Origin of the sequence: Cryobacterium breve (assembly GCF_004402375.1) — a bacterium.
Classification (GTDB): Bacteria; Actinomycetota; Actinomycetes; order Actinomycetales; family Microbacteriaceae; genus Cryobacterium; species Cryobacterium breve.
Genome location: NZ_SOGJ01000011.1, coordinates 94,851 through 110,148 on the forward strand (window position 1 = coordinate 94,851; position 15,298 = coordinate 110,148).

Below are 15,298 nucleotides of genomic sequence, written 5' to 3' on the forward strand. Positions count from 1 at the left end.
GACCTAGTCGCGGGTCAGCTTGCGGTACGCGGAGCGATGCGGCTTCGCGGCATCTGGACCGAGACGCTCGATCTTGTTCTGCTCGTACGACTCGAAGTTGCCCTCGAACCAGTACCAGTTCGCCGGGTCTTCGTCGGTGCCCTCATAGGAGAGGATATGCGTCGCGATCCGGTCGAGGAACCACCGGTCGTGAGTGATGACCACGGCGCAACCGGGGAATTCGAGCAGTGCGTTCTCGAGCGAGCCGAGTGTCTCGACGTCCAGGTCGTTAGTGGGCTCGTCGAGCAGCAGCAGGTTGCCGCCCTGTTTCAGGGTCAGTGCCAGATTGAGGCGGTTTCGCTCTCCACCGGAGAGCACCCCGGCCTTCTTTTGCTGGTCGGGCCCCTTGAACCCGAACGTGGAGACGTAGGCCCGCGATGGGATCTCGGTTTTGCCGACCTGGATGTAGTCCTGGCCGTCGGAGACGACCTCCCAGAGCGACTTGTTCGGGTCGATGCCGCTGCGGCTCTGATCGACGTAGGAGATGTCGACGGTCTCGCCGATCTTCAGGTCACCCTGGTCGAGCGGTTCGAGTCCGACGATCGTCTTGAACAGCGTGGTCTTGCCGACACCGTTGGGGCCGATGATGCCGACGATGCCGTTCCGCGGGAGGGTGAAGGAGAGGTCCTCGATGAGCACGCGGTCTCCGAAGCCCTTCTTGACCTTCTTGGCGTCGATGACCTGTGCGCCGAGGCGCGGACCGACGGGAATCTGGATCTCTTCGAAGTCGAGCTTGCGGGTGCTCTCGGCAGCCGCGGCCATCTCCTCGTAGCGGGCAAGGCGTGCCTTGGACTTGGCCTGGCGGCCCTTCGCATTCGAGCGCACCCATTCGAGCTCATCCGCGAGGCGCTTGGCCATCTTCGCGTCCTTTTTGCCTGCGATCAGCAGACGTTCCTGCTTCTTCTCGAGGTAGGTCGAGTAGTTGCCCTCGTAGGGGTAGAGGTGACCGCGGTCGACTTCGGCGATCCACTCGGCCACGTGGTCCAGGAAGTACCGGTCGTGGGTGACGGCGAGAACGGCGCCGGAGTACTGGGCCAGGTGCTGCTCGAGCCAGAGCACGCTCTCGGCGTCGAGGTGGTTGGTGGGCTCGTCGAGGAGGAGCAGGTCGGGCTTCTGCAGTAGCAGCTTGGTCAGCGCCACGCGGCGCTTCTCACCACCGGAGAGGTCGGCCACCGCGTAGTCTCCCGGCGGGGTGCGCAGGGCGTCCATGGCCTGCTCGAGCTGGGAGTCGAGGTCCCACGCGTCGGCGGCGTCGATGGCTTCCTGCAAGGTGCCCATCTCGGCCAGCAGTGCGTCGAAGTCGGCGTCGGGTTCGCCGAGCGCGAGGCTGATCTCGTTGAAGCGATCGACCTTCGCCTTGATCGGGCCCACGCCTTCCTGCACGTTCTCGAGGACCGTCTTGGTCTCGTCGAGTTCGGGCTCCTGCATGAGGATGCCGACGGTGTAGCCGGGAGACAGCTTCGCCTCGCCATTGCTGGGCGTGTCCAGCCCGGCCATGATCTTGAGGATCGTGGACTTTCCCGCGCCGTTCGGCCCCACGATGCCGATTTTAGCGCCGGGGAAGAATGACATGGTGACGTCGTCGAGGATGAGCTTGTCGCCCACCGCCTTGCGAGCGCGGACCATCGTGTAGATAAATTCAGCCATAGTGCTTACCAGTCTATTTGCCGTGTGGCCCCGGCCAGACACGTTTGCGACGCGAGCAGGGACGTCGCCGTGCTGTGGTACCCGCCAGTGGCCGGTCCGTTCTGGCCGATCAGGCATTCCCCGTTGAACCGGACGGCGAACTGGATCGAGTCAGCGGTCAGATTCACGGTGGTCTTGTCGAAGGTGACTTCCATCTGGGCCTTGTCGAAGCCGCCTGCGACCAGCGCGTTCACGAACGCCTGCCCGCCGGCATTGGCGTCTGCCGCCACGACCGCGGTCGCCAAGCCGTCGAAATAGGGCAGGTTCGCCGTGGCGTCCTGCTCGGGCAGCAGCACCGGAACTGGTTCCGGTGTCGCGCTCGGAGCCGCCGCCGATGGCGTCGAGCTGGGAGCCGGGACAGTCGCGGCGGTGCAGGCCACGAGGCTGACGCCCAGCACCAGGCCGAGCAGGAGTGAGCCCTCGATACGACCGAAACGGATGCCGCCTCGGTCTCGCCGGGATACCCGTTCTAATGCTACCGGCACATTGTCCTCCCGCGACCGCGGTGCGGTCAGGCCTCCGAGTCTGCCAGATCTGCCGTGGCCCGGAGTCGGCGCCGCTAGGAATCGGCCCCGACCAGCACCGCGGCCTCCGCCTCGGCGCGAGCCTGCGGCGATTCGTCGGCATCGGCCGGAAGAAAACCGTCCGTGGGCTCGGCGGGATGCGGTGCCGGCGCGCTCGCGGGCGGCGAGCGCGTGTAAACGGTGCTGCACCAGGCCAGGTCGTGCCCGACGGTCTCGGCTTCGACCTCCACCGAGGTGCCGTTGCGGTCGGCATTCTCCCAGGGCCGGATGCGCAGCCGCCCAGCGACGACCACGTGCTCGCCCTTCTGCACTGAGTGCACCACGTTGTGGGCGAGCTGCCGGAAGGACGAGACGGTGTACCAGTTGGTCTCGGCGTCAACCCAGGCCTGTTTGACGCGGTCGAAGCGGCGCTGGCTGGACGCCAGCCGAAACGAGGTGATGGCCAGTCCGGAACTGGTCACGAGGTGACGTGGCGTGGTGGCCACGATTCCGGTCACGGTGATGCTGTCGCTCATTGCGGACTCCCTCATCCAGCGGGCCCCGGACGGATGCCCGGAACACGCGACCTGGGAGCGACGGCTCGTGCCTGTCTCCGCCGCTCTCAGATCACGTTCTCCGAGTGTGCGGCGGCAGAATGACGCGCGGGGCGGTCATCCGGAACCTGTGCTCGACGACCGCCCCGCGCGCCTGGGGAGGATTGGACGTACCGTTAGAGCAGGTACGCGGCGTAGGACTTGCGGATCTTGTTCACCTTGGGCACCGCGACGGCCATGCAGTAGCCCTGGCCGGGGTTCTTCGCGAAGAAGTCCTGGTGGTAGTCCTCGGCCACGAAGTACTCGCCGAGCGGCTCGATCGTCGTGACGATGCCGTCGCCCCACCATTCGGCGGCGCGAGTACGAGCCGTTTCGAAGAGGCGCTTCTGCTCGTCGTCGGTGTAGAACATGGCCGACCGGTACTGGGTGCCCACGTCGGCGCCCTGTCGGTTCAGCTGGGTTGGGTCGTGGAGCGTGAAGAACACGTCGAGGATGACGCTGGCCGGGATGACCTCCGGGTCGAACGTGACGGCGACAGCCTCGGCATGGCCGGTGCGGCCCGAGCACACCGACTCATATGTGGGCCTCAGGGTCTCGCCTCCGGTATAGCCGGAGACCACCTCGCTCACGCCACGTAACACCCGATACACAGCATCGAGACACCAGAAACATCCACCTGCGATCACAAAAGTTTGCACAGCCCTAGAGTAACGGCATGACCTTCGTACCAGCTCCGAACCGCTATGCCGACATGACCTACCGCCGCACCGGACGGAGCGGCCTCAAGCTGCCGGCGCTGTCCCTCGGCCTCTGGCACAACTTCGGCCACGAGCGCCCGATCGAGCCACAGCGCGCCATCCTGCGGCGTGCCTTCGACCTGGGGGTCACCCACTTCGACCTGGCCAACAACTACGGCCCTCCTCCCGGGGCCGCCGAAACCAACTTCGGCCGTATCTTCGCCGAGGACTTCCGCGCCTACCGGGACGAAATGATCATCTCCAGCAAGGCCGGCTACGACATGTGGCCCGGCCCCTACGGCGATTTCGGCTCCCGCAAGTACCTGCTCTCCTCCCTCGACGCGAGCCTGGGCCGGCTCGGGGTCGACTACGTCGACATCTTCTACTCCCACCGACCCGACCCGGAGACGCCCATCGAGGAGACCATGGGCGCGCTGGCCTCGGCGGTGCAGCAGGGCAAGGCCCTCTATGTCGGCATCTCGAGCTACACACCCGAGCAGACTCGGGCGGCGGCGGCGGCCCTGGCCGAGCACAGGATCCCGCTACTGATCCACCAACCGCGCTATTCGATGTTCGACCGGCACGTCGAAGACGGGCTCTTCCCCGTGCTTGACGAGCTCGGCGTGGGCAGCATCGTGTTCTCGCCTCTCGCGCAGGGTCTGCTCACCGACCGTTACCTGGACGGGTCCGTGCCGGCCGGCTCGCGGGTCGCGACGAGCGGTTTCCTCTCGGAAGAGGTGCTCACGGACACCTACCTGAGCCGTGCCCGTGCCCTCAATGCGATCGCCGCCGAACGCGGCCAGACGCTGGCCCAGCTGGCGGTGACCTGGATCCTGCGCCAGCCATCCGTCACCAGCGTGCTGGTCGGCGCGAGCAGCGTGAACCAGCTCGAGCAGAACGTGGCCGCGCTCGACGCTCCGGCCCTGACTCAAGGGGAGATCGACGCCATCGAACCGTACGCCGTGCACGGCACCGGACTGGGCTGAACAACAAGGGTTACCGCTAGGCCCTCCTGGTGTAGCTGCTCTCCGGCAATCTCCAAGCCGCGTGCCTTCCCCTGTGCCCGCTGATGCTGTGGAACGGCCTCTTCGGCTCGATCGACCCGAACCTGCTCTGGTATCTGGCGCTGGCCCGCTGACTGCGTCGGCGGCCGGCATTGTCGCCGCCCAGACCGCCGGACCGCACCGGGACGTCGACCCGACCTTGGCCAGCCAGGACCGGGCCCTGGTGAGCGGCCCTCTGCGGCCGCCCCTGACACCATGTCGGTGGCTCGCCATAGCCTGATGCAACCACCAACCACGGCCGGCCGATCTCGGAGGATTCAATGTCCACATCAGCGTCCACGACAGCCATGTGCACCTCCGCCGGCGCGCCGCGCCTGCCGGTCATCCGCGGACTCCAGTTCATGCCCGTGAAGGACGGACTGTGGCGGGTCTCGAACCGGTCCGGCATGGTGCTCGGCCACATCGAGCAATCCAGCGAGGCCGACGGCGACCGCTTCGCCGCACGGCGCATGATCGCGGCCACCCGCACGATGACCCTCGGCTCATTCTGGCGGATCGACGACGCCGCCGACTGCTTCCGCTGACCCGCGGAGAAATCCGACCAGAGGGCACGCCGAGTCCTTCCCCGAAATTGGGCCTTCGGGCCGGTAAAGTGCGCTCATGCAGTGGTGGAATAGTTTCGTATCCTGGCTCACGGCAGCCAGCAATCAGTCCATGGTTTTCAGCGCCGTGGTGCTCATCGTCTCGATCGTCGTCGCCAGTCTTTTGGCGGCTCTGGTCTCTCGTGGGGCGATCAAGCGCCTCCTCGCGCAGAACGATCGGGCGCTCAAGGCTGCGGTGATCGGCACCCTCGTCGATGCCGCGACCGAGGCATCCGTCTGGAATTCTTTGACTCCGCAGGAGCAGGTTCTGGCGGACCGCGCCGTGGGCCAGGCCGACGTGCAGCTGCGGTTGCTGCCGATCAAGGGATCGAGCGTGGCCGCGAACTGGGCAGCTCACCAGCTGGCCGAGCTCAAGCGCACCTCGGCCACCTTCGGCTACCAGCTGGAGCCGGCGCTGGTCGAATTCCGCGACCGCCTCGTCGAATGGCAGGAAAAGCCGGGCCGCACGCGCAAGGTGTTCCAGAGCGACCTCGACCGGTGGAAGGTCACGAAGTCCAGCTCGGAGAAGAATCTCATCGCCGAGCAGGATGCCTGGGCGGCACAGCAGCACCACGACCAGTACGCCGCCCAGCCGGCCGCTCCTGTGCCTGCCCCGGTGAACTACGCGGCCGGCACGGCCTCGCCGTCGACCGAGACCCAGCGCCTGCTCGACGACGTTCAGGCGCTCGAGGTTCGTCCCACCCCACTCCAGAGCTAGCCGGTCTCACCCCGCCCCACCCTCTCACCGAGCCGTGAATCTCCTCCCTGTTCCACAAAAGAATAGGAGCGGACCTCACGGTTCGGACCGAGGGGACGGCTGCGTGCCGACACGGCCGGCTACAGGGGGCGCCACCATGCGTCGAACATCGAGGCCGGCACCTGTCGCTTGTGTTCGCTGCTCAGATAGCGCTTCTCGATGGTCTCGGCGACCGAGTCGTCGACAGGCAGCCCCTCCAGGAAATCGTCGATCTCTTCGTACCGTAGCCCCAGGTTGGCCTCGTCGGTCTGGCCGGGATCGTCGTCGAGCAGGTCAGCGGTCGGAGCCTTGAGGTAGAGCCGGTCCGGCGCCCCCAACTCTACGAGCAGCGCGCGCCCCTGGCGCTTGGTCAGCCCGGTGAGGGGCAGCAGATCCGTGCCACCGTCGCCGTATTTGGTGAAGAAGCCCGTGACCGCCTCGGCCGCGTGGTCGGTCCCCACGACGAGCAGGCCGGCGGAGCCGGCGAGGGCGTACTGCGCGACCATGCGCATTCGGGCCTTGACGTTGCCCTTGTCGAAGTCGGGCAGCGGACGCCCCGTGGCATCGGCGAATTCGGCTTCGAGACCGTCAACGGCACGCCCGATGTCGAATGTGACGGTCGACGCGGGCCGGATGAATTCCAGGGCCAGCTGGGCGTCTTCCTCGTCGCGCTGCACCCGGTAGGGCAGGCGTACAGCCTGGAACACGGCGGGATGTCCCGCCACGGCCAGCTGCTCAACGGCCAGCTGGCATAGGCGGCCGGCGAGGCTCGAGTCCTGGCCGCCGCTGATGCCGAGAACGAGGCCCCGAGCGCCGGTGCGCAGCAGGTAGTCGGCAAGGAACTGAACCCTGCGGCGCACCTCGCCCGCGGGATCGATCCGGGGGGACACGTTCAGTTCCGCGATGATTCGGGTCTGTAGTTCTCGCATCCGATAAATCTACCAACCCGACGAACGGCAGGCGGGATTCACGGGTGTTTCGCCGGTGCCCGCTCAGTCAGTGAGTCGACGCAGCGTTTCCAGCACGACAGCGGCTGAGCGGTCGGCCGCGTCGTCCACGTGGGTGAGGTGGTCGTCTACCGGACCGCACAGGTCGGAGATGCCGCGGATCGCCACGAAGGGGACCCTGTGCGCGAAGCAGGTCTGGGCCGCACCCACGGATTCCATGTCGGTGGCGAGAACCCCGGGGAATAGCACACGGAGGAGTTCGGCACGTTCTACACTCACGAAGGCGTCGTTGGAGACCAGCAGCCCACGGTGCACGACCAGCGCGGAACCGTCGGGCATCCGGGTCGGGGAGTCAGCCAGGCTATGCGCCGCTGGCGCTCCGATGTACCGGGCCGGCATGCCGGGCACCTGCCCGAGCGCATAGCCGAAGGCCCGTGCATCGGCGTCGCTGTTCAGGTACTCGCTGCCGATGACGACCTCGCCCACCTGAACGTGCACGCCGATCCCTCCGGCCGAACCCGCACTGATCACCAGGGGGGTCGCCTCGGAATCGTCGGCGCGTGCAGCGAGAATGGCGGATGTCGCCGCTCCGGCCGCGTTGACCAGCCCGATCCCGCTCTGCACGAGCAGCACCTCGCGACCGGCCAGGGTGAGCCGTTGTTGCCGGGCCCTCCCGACTGTGACCGGAGGGGCGGAAGCGGTGGCCATGGCCAGGAACGGTGCGGCCTCCTCATCCATCGCGACCAGGATGATCGCTTCAACGACGCTCACGCGGTGACGGTGGCCCAGTCGCCGCGGGCAGCCAGGAAGGTCTTCACCGCTTCCTGGGCTGCGCTCAAGGAGTGGTTCGCTCCCCAGCCGCACTGCACCTCGTTGGCGGCGGGCACCTCGGTGGCGCCGATGATGTCGGTCATGGTGGCCTCGATCAGCAGAAGCACCTCAGCGTACGCCGGCTGGCCTTGCAGGATCAGGTAGAAGCCGGTCTGGCAGCCCATCGGCGAGAAGTCGATGACCCGATCGGAATGGTTGCGGGAGTGCTCGGCGAAGAGGTGCTCAATCGAGTGCACCGCCGGCATCTTCAGGTGCGCCACATTGGGTTGAGTGAAGCGCACGTCGTATTTGACCAGGGTGTCCCCGTGCGGGAGCACCTTGGTGTCGGCCAGGCGCACGTACGGTGCAGCGACGGTGCGGTGGTCGAGGTTGAACGATTCGACATTCATGCGTGGCTGGTTCACGTGATCTCCCTGAGAACGGTGAGTCGGTGGTGCGACGGCGGTGCGACGGTGCCCCCGGTAGGAATCGAACCTACGACAAGCGGATTAGAAGGCCGCTGCTCTATCCACTGAGCTACGGGGGCGAAAGAACGTTCAACGATACCGCAGTCAATGGCCGGGAGGTGCTCAGAGCGCCTTCGCGGCCGCGACGAGCACCTGGGCGAGGGTCGGCACGCCCGTGGCCCGGAAGACTTCGGCCCCGTTCGCGTCCCGCACGATCACTGTGGGGGTGGTGCGGATTCCGTCGGTTTCGGCTTCGGCGACATCCCGAGCCACATCCAATTCACGCACGGATGCCTGTGACACCAGCCGCTCCACCTCGGCCAGCACCGCACGGGTCTGCATGCACGGCTCGCAGAACGCGGAGGAGTAGTACGTCAATTCCATGTTCCGTAGTCTACGGAGCGCCTCTCTCCGACGCTGCGGTACCGGTCGGTGGCCGCCGATAGACTCGGCCTATGACAAAAAGTAGTGACCGGTTGGTATGGATCGACTGCGAAATGACCGGTTTGGACATTGACGCCGATGAACTGGTGGAAATCGCGGTGGTGATCACCGACTACGACCTCAACATCATCGGCCCAGGCCTCGACCTCATCATCAAGCCGAGCGCAGCCGCCCTTGAGAACATGAACGACTTCGTGCGCAACATGCATGTGACCAGCGGGCTGATCACCGAGATCCCGAACGGCATCAGCGCCGCCGAAGCCGAGACCCTCGTTCTCGAATACGTGCTCACGTTCATCCCGGCCGATCAGAAGGCGCCGCTGGCCGGCAACTCCATCGGCACCGACCGGGCGTTCTTGACCAAGTACATGCCCCGCCTGGACAACCAACTGCACTATCGCAACGTCGATGTGTCCTCGATCAAGGAACTCGCCCGGCGCTGGTATCCCCGGGTCTACTTCAATGCCCCCGCCAAAGACGGCGGACACCGCGCCCTGGCCGATATCCTCGAGTCCATCCGCGAGCTGGCGTACTATCGCCAGACCGTGTTCGTGGCCGACTCTGGACCCTCCAGCGAGCAGGCGAAGACCAGCGCAGCCGAGGTCGTGAACATTTTCGCTCCGAACATGTAATACACTTGCTGAGTTGCCTTCCCCTGGGATCGCAACGAATGGTGGGTATAGCTCAGCTGGTAGAGCATCCGGTTGTGGTCCGGAAGGCCGCGGGTTCAAGCCCCGTTACTCACCCCAATGGAAACACGCAGTGGCCGCTATGCGGTCGTGTGACCGGAGTACGCTCTTCCGGTCGCACGACCGCTCCCGTACCGCTGCCCCTGCCGGTCTTCGCCTCGGTCTCCCGCCGGTCCAACGACGCCGGGACAGCCGAAAGTGGTCTCTTCATGCGTGCTCGTGTCGCCCTCCCCTTCGCCGTTGCGATGGCCGGCCTGCTGCTCACCGGCTGCGTCGACAACACCGTGCCGGTCGCAGGCCCGGCAAGAACCGCTCCCGCCCGCATCGTGAGCGAGGACACCGCCGCCTCGGCACTGCTCCCGGAGAATGTGCGCGCCTCCGGCACGCTCGTGATCGGCACGAGCCCCAATTACTCTCCCAACGAGTTCAAGGATGCGGCCGGCAACCCGATTGGTTGGGGCGTCGAATTGGGCACCGCGGTCGCAGCCAAGCTGGGGCTTACCGCCGACTACGCGGTGGCAAACTTCGACACCATCATCCCGAGCCTCATGGGCGGCAAGATAGATGTGGGCAACTCGTCATTCACCGACAACCGGAAGCGCGAGGAGCAGGTCGACTTCGTCAACTACTACAGCGCCGGCATCCAGTGGGCCTCCTCCACCGGCACCACCGTAGACCCGGATGACGCCTGCGGCCTGAAAGTCGCCGTTCAGACCGCCAGCTACGAGGACACCGAAGAGATTCCCGCTCGCAGCGCGGCTTGTGTCGCAGCCGGCAAGCCCCCGATCGTCAAGCTCAAGTTCGAGACCCAGGACCTGGCCGCCAACGCCACGGTGCTCGGCCAGGCCGATGCCTTCAGCGCCGATTCTCCCGTGACCCTCTACGCCATCAAGCGGACCGACGGCAAGCTGCACAAGGCCGGCAGCTCCGTCGACGAGGCTTCGTACGGCATGGCCGTGGCGAAGGACTCCGGCATGGCGGAAGCCGTGCAGGCCGCCCTGCAATCGATGGTCGCTGACGGCTCCTACGAAGAGATCCTCGCCACCTGGGGCGTCGCCGACGGCAGGGTGGCGACCATCACGATCAACGCGGCCGCGAACGACTGACTGGCCCGGGACCCGCTCCGTGAGATGCTGACGGGGTGCCTGATTCTGAACGGATGCCGCAGCTGACCCACGAGGACTTCGAACGCCTCGTCGTCGACGAGCTGGATCTGCTGCCGGACGACATGATCGACGGCCTGGACAACGTGATCTTCGTGGTCGAGGACCGGCCCGAGGATGGCACCCTCGACACCCTCGGCATCTACGACGGGGTGGCCCTGACCGAGCGCGGGCAGTACGGCTTCGGCGAGATGCCGGACCGGATCGTGCTCTACCGCGAACCACTGCTGGAACTGTGCGCCGACCTCGACGAGCTTCGGGATCAAGTGCACATCACGCTCGTCCACGAAATCGCGCATTTCTACGGCATCGACGACGACAGGCTGCACGACCTCGGCTGGGGATGACCAAGCACCGTTAGCCTTGCGTCATGAGTAGATTCCGGTCCGCCCGCGTCATCGGCGCCACGGTCGGCGCCCTCGTCATCCTGACCATCGGCGTGTACGGCCCGGCCACCCTGCTCGGGCCGTTGCCGGCGGCCACAGCCACACGCGTCACCCCGGCAGCCGGCGAGGCGGTGCCGTTTCCGCCTGTACTGCCGGCCGTCGGCGGCAGCGCCGTCATCGGTTTGGCCGCGGTCGCCCCCGACCCTGCCGCGCCCGACGTGACAGTGCTGGACGCCGCCGCCCTCGCGACCACCGAACCTCTCGCCGTGGCCGGCACGATTGATCCGCTGCCGATGGCCGCCGCGACGAAGATCGTGACGGCCCTGGTCGTGCTCGACGCCAAGCCGCTGAGCTCTGGCGAGACCGGTCCGCAGGTCGCGATCACGGCCGCCGACTACCAGGGCTACATCGACTATGGCAATTCCGGAGCCCGAACTGTGGTCGTCTTCCCGGCCGAGCAGTGGACCCAGACGGAGCTGCTCCAGGCGATGATCCTCGGCTCCAGCAACAACCATGCGGACACCCTGGCCCGCTGGGCCTTCGGTTCCCTCGACGCGTATACCGCCGCGGCCAACGCCTGGCTGGCCGAGCAGGGGCTCGACGGTACGAGCGTCGCCGACGCCACCGGCCTCAGCGACGACAGCGTGGGCACGGCGAGCGATCTCGCCCGGCTCGCCGGCCTGGCCGCCACCGACCCGGTAGTCGCCGGCATCCTCGCCCAGCCTGCCTCAGCCCTGGTGGGCCAGCGTGGTGTCGACAACACCACGGCATTCCTAGTCGAGCAGGGGGTAACCGGCATCACGCGCAGCTACACCGACGGCGCCGGCATCTGCTTCCTCTTCACCGCCCAGGTGCAGGGCCCCGATTCGGTCTACACCTTCGCCGGCGCCCTGATCGGCGAACCCGACTACGACGCACTCACCGCTGACGTCACCGCCCTGATGGAAAGCGCTCGCGCCGGAGTGCGCGATCTGCCGACCCTCGCCCAGGGTGACGTCTACGTGGAATTCACCACCCCGTGGGGTGCCGACGCCTCCGGAAGCGTGCGCACGGCCACGACCTCGTTCGGCTGGCAGGCCCAGACCCCGGACGCCGCCGCGGTGACCGTGGAGACCTTCGCCACCGGCCGCGCCGGCACGGTAGTCGGACGGGTCACGGTCGAGGCCGGCGGAGCCGAGGTGACGTCGAAGCTCGTGCTCGATCAGACGATCAGCGCGCCAGGACTCGGGTGGCGCCTGCTGCATCCGGTGCCGATGATCTCGGCTCTGATCGAGTCGACCCGGTAGTTGACCCGGTGTGGGCCGCTACTCGCCTTCGCGGGTCGGCAGGTACGGATCGCTCTCGCCGGCGTCGAACCGGTAGCGCACGTGCAGGCGTCCTTGAACGTCGCGGGTATCGACCTCGTCGTACCAGAACAGGGTCTCGACTCCTTCGACGGCCGCCAGCATGCTGACCCGTGGGTCGTGCTCGCCACTGATCAGCACCCGGTTGTCGACCTGCCCGGCGAGGGGACCGTCGGTGAACTCAGCGGTGTACATGACGTTGTCGGAACCTTGATCAGCCATACCTTCAACCTAGCCCCACCGGCGGGATTCCGGGCGACCGGATGCCAGAAGTCCCCAGAAGCACGACCGTCGCCTGCCGTTCGGGCTGCTCTCGCTCCCGGTAAGCTTCCCAGTCGGACTCCCACTGGTCCCAGTGCGCCCGGAACACATCACCGTCCCGGGCGAGGGCACGCTGTTTGCGGATCCGGCCGTCGGCGCCGAGCCACACGCGAATGTCACTCTGCGCCGCGTGCGCGGCGGCGAGCGTGCCGCAACCCTCCACAATCAGCGCGCGGGCCGAGGGCACGGGATGCCACTCCGCCGGCTCGCCCCGCGCCCAGTCGTAGCGCTGCCAGGCCGCGGGCCGACCGAGCGCGCGCGGCGCAAGCACGTGCTCGGCCAAGTGCAGGGCGGCGGCGTCCAGCCCCCGCCAGCCGGGGTAGATGTCGTCCAGCCGCACCAGGCTGGGGCGGAGCGCCCCCGGCCAGGCCTCGACGAGCGCGTCGGCGAGGGTGCTCTTGCCGGCCCCGCTCGGCCCGTCGATGAGAACGACGGGTGTCGCACCGGCACCGGCGAGGACTCGGAGCACCGGGGCCAGCAGCATCCGTCGATCGGAGGCTGGGTCGTCGATTGCCCGGGGCAGATCAGGTGAGTACAAAATTCCAGCTTCCCAGCGCCACCGACACTCCCACCGCGAGCAGGGCCACGGCCAGCCCGATGCCGATCAGGGCCACCTCACGGCCGCGGAAGGTGGACTCGCGGGCCCAGGTGCGCTGCACCGGGGCGCCGAAACCGCGCGCCTCCATGGCGGTCGCCAGCTTGCTGCCGCGGCGAATCGACAGCACCAGCAGTGCGAACGCCTGGCTGAGCAGGCGGCGCCCGGCCCCGCCATCCGCGATGCCGCGCGCCCGCCTGGCCAGCTCGAGCGCGCGCCAGTCGCCGAGGAACAGTCCGACCAGACGCAGTCCGGCCAGGCCACCCAGCACGAACCGGGCCGGCAACTTCACGACCTGGGCGAGACCGTCGGCCAGATCGGTGGGGTCGACGGTCACGAACAGCACCACCGACGGCAGCCCGATTGCGAGGATGCGCAGGGTCGTCGCGATCGCGAGCTCCAGCGATCCCTCGGTCACGTTCACGAGCCCGAACGCCCAGTACACCGCTCCGGCCGGCTGCCCGTAGAGCAGGGTGGTGAGACCCGCGGTGGGTGCGGCGATCCAGACCGGCAGGGTACGCAGCACGAAGGACTTCAGGGACAGGCCCGCCCAGAAGACGAGCACGAACTCGCAGGCGAGGGCGACCGCGGCGGAGACCCAATCGATGGTGAGGATGAGCACTCCCGCCAGCAGCAAAGCGGACGCCAGCTTCGCCACCGGGTTGATCCGGAAGATGGCGCGGTCTCCGCGGGGGGGCGCGATCAGGCTCATCGCGGAACCACGCCCGACGTGATGAGAGGCGCGGCCGCGCCGGTTCGCCCGGCCAACCGGAATTCCCGGTCGAAAACGGCGGCCACGAAATCGGCGTCGTGCGAGACCGCGACCACCGCGGTGCCCTCCCGCAGGAGTTCGTCGAGCAGGACGACGATCTCCCGCCAGGTGCGCAGGTCCTGCCCGAAGGTCGGCTCGTCGAGCACGAGCAGTTGTGGCTGCGTGGCCAGCACGGTGCCCACCGACAGGCGGCGTTTCTCACCTCCGGAGAGGGTGAACGGGTTGGCCTCGGCCAGATGATCCAGGCGCAGACGCTGCAGCACCTCGTCGACCCGGGCGGTGACCGCGGCCTCCGGCCGTTTCAGGGCGCGCGGTCCCACAGCGAGCTCGGCTCGCACTGTAGCGGCGACAAACTGGTGCTCGGGGTCCTGGAAGACGGTGCCGATGCGGCTGAGCAGTTGGCGCGACCTCCACCGGATCGGCTCGGGGTCTGCTCCGTCGGCGAACTCCGGGCTGGCGAGCACTGCGCCCCCTGCCGGTTTGAGCAGGCCCGCGAGGGTGAGTGCCAGGGTGGACTTGCCGGCCCCGTTCGGCCCGGTGAGTGCGAGGGCAGTACCAGCCAGGACGTCCAGCTCGAGATCGCGGGCGATGATCTCGGCTTTCGTGCGCGCGATGGCGAGCCCGGGAGTGCGGAGCAGCGGCGTTGTCCCGCTGGAGGTGCGCCGCCCGGCGGCGACCAGGCCACTGCCCCGACCGGGCACCCACACGCCGGCGGCCGCGAGTCGTTCGCCCTGGCTCGTCAGCACGTCGTCGGGGTGGCCGTCGGCGAGCACTCCCCCGGCGGCATCGAGCACGATCACCCGGTTTACTAGGCTCTGCCAGACGGCCACCCGATGCTCGATAACGATGAAGGTCGCCTCGGAGTTCTCGAGCACCCGGGCGACGGATTCGCGCACCTCGAGAACCCCCTCGGGGTCAAGATTCGCGGTGGGTTCGTCGAGTAGCAGCAGCCCCGGCCGCATTGCCAGCACGCCGGCCAGGGCCAGCCGTTGCTTCTGTCCGCCCGACAGTGCCGAAGTCGGATGACCCAGCGGCAGGTTCAGTCCCACCATCCTGAGGGCATCCGTCACCCGGCGCCAGATCTCGTCGCGGGGAACGCCGAGGTTCTCGCAGCCGAAAGCGACGTCGTCGCCCACGCGTGCCAGTATCACCTGGGAGTCAGGGTCCTGAAGCAGCAGGCCAGCCTGGCCGCGCTCTGCGGTGGGCTCGGCGCCGTTCACGAGGAGGTGACCGCGCTGCTCACCCTCTTCCTCCCCGCCGAGCACACCCGCGAGGGCGTGCAGCAGAGTGGATTTGCCGGCTCCGGAGGCGCCGAGCAGCAGCACGCGCTCGCCCGGCTCGATCCGGAGGTCGAGTCCGTCAACCGCCCACCGGCGCCGCCCGGCGTGCCGCCATCCCCAGCCCCGGGCCACGACGGACGCGCCCGAGACGGATCCCGCTGCTGCCGGTGTCATCGCGGGC

19 protein-coding genes and 2 tRNA genes are annotated in these 15,298 nt (G+C 67.6%); 8 read left to right on the forward strand and 13 right to left on the reverse strand.

The genetic code is table 11. The annotated features are described in order from the left end of the window. Positions 1 to 3 precede the first annotated feature (3 nt). The 4 genes from ettA to msrA form a co-directional block, all read right to left on the reverse strand. Positions 4 to 1,686: an energy-dependent translational throttle protein EttA gene (ettA, locus tag E3O65_RS03590; protein WP_134362380.1), complete on the reverse strand. Its 1,683-nt coding sequence runs from the start codon at positions 1,684 to 1,686 to the stop codon at positions 4 to 6. A 5-nt stretch (positions 1,687 to 1,691) separates the two neighbouring features. After that, positions 1,692 to 2,210, reverse strand: a complete 519-nt coding sequence (locus tag E3O65_RS03595; RefSeq protein WP_134362381.1) for a DUF6993 domain-containing protein — start codon at positions 2,208 to 2,210, stop codon at positions 1,692 to 1,694. Positions 2,211 to 2,284: 74 nt separating this feature from the next. Further along, on the reverse strand, positions 2,285 to 2,764 hold the full coding sequence (locus E3O65_RS03600) for a single-stranded DNA-binding protein (protein WP_134362382.1): 480 nt from the start codon (positions 2,762 to 2,764) through the stop codon (positions 2,285 to 2,287). A 194-nt stretch (positions 2,765 to 2,958) separates the two neighbouring features. Further along, the gene (msrA, locus tag E3O65_RS03605) at positions 2,959 to 3,480 is read right to left on the reverse strand and encodes a peptide-methionine (S)-S-oxide reductase MsrA (RefSeq protein WP_134362383.1); all 522 of its coding nucleotides are present in this window, start codon (positions 3,478 to 3,480) and stop codon (positions 2,959 to 2,961) included. A 17-nt stretch (positions 3,481 to 3,497) separates the two neighbouring features. Here msrA and mgrA point away from each other — a divergent pair, with 17 nt between their 5' ends. The 3 genes from mgrA (at position 3,498) to E3O65_RS03620 (ending at position 5,882) form a co-directional block, all read left to right on the forward strand. Further along, a complete protein-coding gene (gene mgrA / locus E3O65_RS03610; RefSeq protein ID WP_134362384.1) occupies positions 3,498 to 4,505 on the forward strand; it encodes an L-glyceraldehyde 3-phosphate reductase in 1,008 nt (335 codons plus the stop codon). A gap of 338 nt (positions 4,506 to 4,843) precedes the next feature. Next, a complete protein-coding gene (locus tag E3O65_RS03615) occupies positions 4,844 to 5,107 on the forward strand; it encodes a hypothetical protein (protein WP_134362385.1) in 264 nt (87 codons plus the stop codon). 76 nt (positions 5,108 to 5,183) lie between these two features. Beyond that, entirely contained in the window at positions 5,184 to 5,882 is a 699-nt protein-coding gene (locus tag E3O65_RS03620) for a hypothetical protein (protein WP_134362386.1), read from the forward strand. A 119-nt stretch (positions 5,883 to 6,001) separates the two neighbouring features. Here the strand turns inward: E3O65_RS03620 and nadE are convergent, their stop codons facing one another. The 5 genes from nadE to E3O65_RS03645 all read right to left on the reverse strand — a co-directional run bounded on the left by nadE (position 6,002) and on the right by E3O65_RS03645 (position 8,508). Further along, a complete protein-coding gene (gene nadE, locus E3O65_RS03625; protein WP_134362387.1) occupies positions 6,002 to 6,829 on the reverse strand; it encodes an ammonia-dependent NAD(+) synthetase in 828 nt (275 codons plus the stop codon). Between the two features lie 63 nt (positions 6,830 to 6,892). Further along, the gene (gene mtnN / locus E3O65_RS03630; RefSeq protein ID WP_134362388.1) at positions 6,893 to 7,618 is read right to left on the reverse strand and encodes a 5'-methylthioadenosine/S-adenosylhomocysteine nucleosidase; all 726 of its coding nucleotides are present in this window, start codon (positions 7,616 to 7,618) and stop codon (positions 6,893 to 6,895) included. After that, positions 7,615 to 8,067 carry an S-ribosylhomocysteine lyase gene (locus E3O65_RS03635; protein ID WP_134362584.1) on the reverse strand — a complete coding sequence of 151 codons (453 nt, stop codon included), beginning with the start codon at positions 8,065 to 8,067 and terminating at the stop codon, positions 7,615 to 7,617. The genes mtnN and E3O65_RS03635 overlap by 4 nt, the downstream gene beginning before the upstream one ends. A gap of 64 nt (positions 8,068 to 8,131) precedes the next feature. Further along, positions 8,132 to 8,204: transfer RNA gene (locus E3O65_RS03640), tRNA-Arg, on the reverse strand. A gap of 43 nt (positions 8,205 to 8,247) precedes the next feature. Further along, complete coding sequence (locus tag E3O65_RS03645) at positions 8,248 to 8,508, reverse strand: thioredoxin family protein (protein ID WP_134362389.1); 261 nt, start codon at positions 8,506 to 8,508, stop codon at positions 8,248 to 8,250. A 71-nt stretch (positions 8,509 to 8,579) separates the two neighbouring features. Here E3O65_RS03645 and orn point away from each other — a divergent pair, with 71 nt between their 5' ends. The 5 genes from orn to E3O65_RS03670 all read left to right on the forward strand — a co-directional run bounded on the left by orn (position 8,580) and on the right by E3O65_RS03670 (position 12,092). After that, positions 8,580 to 9,200 (forward strand): oligoribonuclease, encoded by a 621-nt coding sequence (orn, locus tag E3O65_RS03650; RefSeq protein ID WP_134362390.1) that lies wholly within the window; start codon positions 8,580 to 8,582, stop codon positions 9,198 to 9,200. A gap of 41 nt (positions 9,201 to 9,241) precedes the next feature. Next, positions 9,242 to 9,317 (forward strand) — tRNA-His (locus E3O65_RS03655). A gap of 32 nt (positions 9,318 to 9,349) precedes the next feature. Then, a complete protein-coding gene (locus E3O65_RS03660; RefSeq protein WP_241985647.1) occupies positions 9,350 to 10,363 on the forward strand; it encodes an ABC transporter substrate-binding protein in 1,014 nt (337 codons plus the stop codon). Positions 10,364 to 10,416: 53 nt separating this feature from the next. Then, entirely contained in the window at positions 10,417 to 10,767 is a 351-nt protein-coding gene (locus E3O65_RS03665) for a metallopeptidase family protein (protein WP_134362586.1), read from the forward strand. A 23-nt stretch (positions 10,768 to 10,790) separates the two neighbouring features. Further along, the gene (locus tag E3O65_RS03670; RefSeq protein WP_134362391.1) at positions 10,791 to 12,092 is read left to right on the forward strand and encodes a D-alanyl-D-alanine carboxypeptidase family protein; all 1,302 of its coding nucleotides are present in this window, start codon (positions 10,791 to 10,793) and stop codon (positions 12,090 to 12,092) included. 18 nt (positions 12,093 to 12,110) lie between these two features. Here E3O65_RS03670 and E3O65_RS03675 read toward each other — a convergent pair whose 3' ends face one another. Genes E3O65_RS03675 through E3O65_RS03690 form a run of 4 tightly spaced genes read right to left on the reverse strand, consistent with a single transcriptional unit; the run spans position 12,111 to position 15,291 of the window. Beyond that, entirely contained in the window at positions 12,111 to 12,371 is a 261-nt protein-coding gene (locus E3O65_RS03675) for a hypothetical protein (RefSeq protein ID WP_241985648.1), read from the reverse strand. 4 nt (positions 12,372 to 12,375) lie between these two features. After that, positions 12,376 to 13,008, reverse strand: a complete 633-nt coding sequence (locus E3O65_RS03680; RefSeq protein ID WP_241985649.1) for a nucleoside/nucleotide kinase family protein — start codon at positions 13,006 to 13,008, stop codon at positions 12,376 to 12,378. Beyond that, complete coding sequence (locus E3O65_RS03685) at positions 12,995 to 13,777, reverse strand: energy-coupling factor transporter transmembrane component T family protein (RefSeq protein ID WP_134362392.1); 783 nt, start codon at positions 13,775 to 13,777, stop codon at positions 12,995 to 12,997. Before E3O65_RS03685 ends, E3O65_RS03680 begins: the two co-directional genes overlap by 14 nt. Further along, positions 13,774 to 15,291, reverse strand: a complete 1,518-nt coding sequence (locus E3O65_RS03690) for an ABC transporter ATP-binding protein (RefSeq protein ID WP_134362393.1) — start codon at positions 15,289 to 15,291, stop codon at positions 13,774 to 13,776. Before E3O65_RS03690 ends, E3O65_RS03685 begins: the two co-directional genes overlap by 4 nt. Positions 15,292 to 15,298 lie beyond the last annotated feature (7 nt).

Bases quoted from the DNA above. Each gene is read 5' to 3' on its own strand.
- ettA (WP_134362380.1), bottom strand. From the start codon at position 1,686: ATGGCTGAATTTATCTACACGATGGTCCGCGCTCGCAAGGCGGTGGGC.
- E3O65_RS03600 (WP_134362382.1), bottom strand. From the start codon at position 2,764: ATGAGCGACAGCATCACCGTGACCGGAATCGTGGCCACCACGCCACGT.
- mgrA (WP_134362384.1), top strand. From the start codon at position 3,498: ATGACCTTCGTACCAGCTCCGAACCGCTATGCCGACATGACCTACCGC.
- E3O65_RS03615 (WP_134362385.1), top strand. From the start codon at position 4,844: ATGTCCACATCAGCGTCCACGACAGCCATGTGCACCTCCGCCGGCGCG.
- E3O65_RS03620 (WP_134362386.1), top strand. From the start codon at position 5,184: ATGCAGTGGTGGAATAGTTTCGTATCCTGGCTCACGGCAGCCAGCAAT.
- nadE (WP_134362387.1), bottom strand. From the start codon at position 6,829: ATGCGAGAACTACAGACCCGAATCATCGCGGAACTGAACGTGTCCCCC.
- E3O65_RS03635 (WP_134362584.1), bottom strand. From the start codon at position 8,067: ATGAATGTCGAATCGTTCAACCTCGACCACCGCACCGTCGCTGCACCG.
- E3O65_RS03645 (WP_134362389.1), bottom strand. From the start codon at position 8,508: ATGGAATTGACGTACTACTCCTCCGCGTTCTGCGAGCCGTGCATGCAG.
- orn (WP_134362390.1), top strand. From the start codon at position 8,580: ATGACAAAAAGTAGTGACCGGTTGGTATGGATCGACTGCGAAATGACC.
- E3O65_RS03665 (WP_134362586.1), top strand. From the start codon at position 10,417: ATGCCGCAGCTGACCCACGAGGACTTCGAACGCCTCGTCGTCGACGAG.
- E3O65_RS03670 (WP_134362391.1), top strand. From the start codon at position 10,791: ATGAGTAGATTCCGGTCCGCCCGCGTCATCGGCGCCACGGTCGGCGCC.
- E3O65_RS03675 (WP_241985648.1), bottom strand. From the start codon at position 12,371: ATGGCTGATCAAGGTTCCGACAACGTCATGTACACCGCTGAGTTCACC.
- E3O65_RS03685 (WP_134362392.1), bottom strand. From the start codon at position 13,777: ATGAGCCTGATCGCGCCCCCCCGCGGAGACCGCGCCATCTTCCGGATC.
- E3O65_RS03690 (WP_134362393.1), bottom strand. From the start codon at position 15,291: ATGACACCGGCAGCAGCGGGATCCGTCTCGGGCGCGTCCGTCGTGGCC.